A 2,524-nucleotide genomic window follows, 5' to 3' on the forward strand; every position below is an offset into this window, starting at 1 on the left:
TGAAACAGCTGGAAGCCGAAAGCATCCACATCATCCGGGAAGTTGCCGCCGAATTCGAACGGCCGGTCATGCTGTATTCGATCGGCAAGGATTCCGCGGTGATGCTGCACTTGGCGATGAAAGCGTTCTATCCGGGCAAGCCGCCGTTTCCGCTGCTGCATGTCGACACCACCTGGAAATTCCGCGACATGATCGCCTTCCGCGACCAGCTGGTGAAGGATCTTGGCCTCGAACTGTTGGTCTATATCAATCAGGACGGGGTCGACCAAGGCATCGGGCCGTTCACGCACGGCAGCAAGAAACACACCGACGTCATGAAAACCGATGCGCTGAAGCAGGCGTTGGACAAATACCAGTTCGACGCCGCCTTCGGCGGCGCCCGCCGCGACGAGGAGAAATCGCGCGCGAAAGAGCGGGTCTATTCGTTCCGCGACAAAAACCACCGGTGGGACCCGAAAAACCAGCGCCCGGAACTCTGGAACATCTACAACGGCAAGATCGACCAGGGCGAAAGCATTCGCGTCTTCCCGCTGTCGAACTGGACCGAACTGGACATCTGGCAATACATCCATCTCGAAAACATTCCGATCGTGCCGCTTTATTTTGCCAAGGAGCGTCCGGTCGTGAACAAGGACGGCATGCTGATCATGGTCGACGACGAACGGATGCCGATCGGACCGGACGACAAGGTCGAAATGAAGAAAGTCCGCTTCCGCACGCTGGGCTGTTATCCGCTGACCGGTGCGGTCGAGTCGAACGCGACGACGCTGCCCGAGATCATCCAGGAAATGCTCTTGACCACGACCTCGGAACGCCAGGGCCGCCTGATCGACCACGACCAGGCCGGCTCGATGGAGCAGAAAAAGCGCGAAGGCTATTTTTAACAGCAGGTTAAAGTTTCAAGGCGAAAAGCCAATATCAACGTAATACGGATTTCGCCGCTTATCAAGGAAAAAACAATTTCATGTCCCACCAGTCCGATTTAATCAGTACCGACATCCACGCCTATCTGGCGCAACACGAGCGCAAGGAATTGCTCCGGTTTTTAACCTGCGGCAACGTCGACGACGGTAAAAGCACACTGATCGGCCGCCTGCTGCACGACTCGAAAATGATCTACGAAGATCAGTTGGCCGCAGTGCAGGCGGACAGCGTCAAGTCGGGCACCACCGGCGCGGGCAAGATCGATCTGGCGCTGCTGGTCGACGGGTTGCAGGCCGAGCGCGAGCAGGGCATCACGATCGATGTCGCCTACCGCTATTTTTCGACCTCGACCCGCAAATTCATCATTGCGGACACACCGGGCCACGAGCAATACACCCGCAACATGGCGACCGGCGCGTCGACCTGCGATCTGGCGATCATCCTGATCGACGCCCGCTACGGGGTCCAGACCCAGACCAAGCGGCACAGCTTTATCGCGTCCCTGCTCGGCATCCAACACATCATCGTCGCAGTCAACAAAATGGACCTGGTCGATTACAGCGAAGCGACCTTCAGCAAGATCAAGCGCGACTATCTGCAATTTACCGCCGCGCTGTCGCTGCACGACGTCCGCTTCCTCCCGATTTCCGCACTGGACGGCGACAACGTGGTCAATCGCAGCATGAATATGCCGTGGTTCGACGGCGAACCGCTGATGGACGCGCTGAATAACGTAAAGATTGCGAACGACCATAACTTTGCCGATGCGCGCTTCCCGGTCCAGTCTGTGAACCGACCCAACCTGGATTTCCGCGGCTTCTGCGGCACCGTCGCGGCCGGGGTGTTCCGGAAAGGCGATAAAATCACCGCCCTGCCTTCCGGCAAGACCAGTACGATCAAATCGATCGTGACCTACGACGGCGAGCTTGCCGAAGCGTTCCCGCCGATGGCGGTCACTTTCACCCTGGAAGACGAGATCGACATCAGCCGCGGCGACCTGATCGTCGGCAGCGAAACCCAAACAGCGACCGTCGCCGATAAATTCCGCGCGCACCTCGTCTGGCTGCACGAAAAAGCGCTGACGCCGGGCCGGCAGTACACCCTGAAGCTGGCCACCCGCAGCGTATCCGGCTCGGTATCGATGATCCACCACCGGATCGACGTGAATACGCTGGAACACCACGACGCCAGCGAGCTGAAGCTGAACGAGATCGGCAACTGCACCGTATCGGTCAATGCGCCGGTCGTGTTCGACGCTTATCAAACCAGCAAAGGCACCGGCTCGTTCATCATCATCGATCGCCTGACCAACGGCACGGTCGGTGCAGGGATGATCCTCGGCACGACCGAAGAGGAAACCCTACGCCCGGTCAGCGTCGAGGAACGCGCCGCCCGCTTCAGCCAACAGGCCGCGGCGATTGCGCTCACCGGGCCGAACGCCAGGGACATCGCTTATCAACTGGAAAGAAAGCTGTTCGACAACGGCCATGCCGCGACCGTGCTGGAAACCGCCGATGCCGCCTTGATCGAGGCACTCAAAAACGCCGGCCTGATCGGCTTGTGCGTGAACGGCGAAGCGCATTGCAACGCCACGTTCGAC

At 59.0% G+C, this 2,524-nt stretch carries 2 protein-coding genes; both read left to right on the plus strand.

Annotated elements, in window-relative coordinates:
• Positions 1–884, plus strand: an 884-nt coding sequence (cysD, locus tag JJL52_RS20970) for a sulfate adenylyltransferase subunit CysD (protein ID WP_202054471.1), incomplete at its 5' end; no start/stop codon positions are given.
• Positions 885–964: 80 nt separating this feature from the next.
• The coding region (cysN, locus tag JJL52_RS20975; RefSeq protein ID WP_202054472.1) for a sulfate adenylyltransferase subunit CysN at positions 965–2,524 on the plus strand (1,560 nt) is incomplete at its 3' end.

Origin of the sequence: Candidatus Methylomicrobium oryzae, from assembly GCF_016745425.1 — a bacterium.
Taxonomy (GTDB): Bacteria; Pseudomonadota; Gammaproteobacteria; order Methylococcales; family Methylomonadaceae; genus Methylomicrobium; species Methylomicrobium oryzae.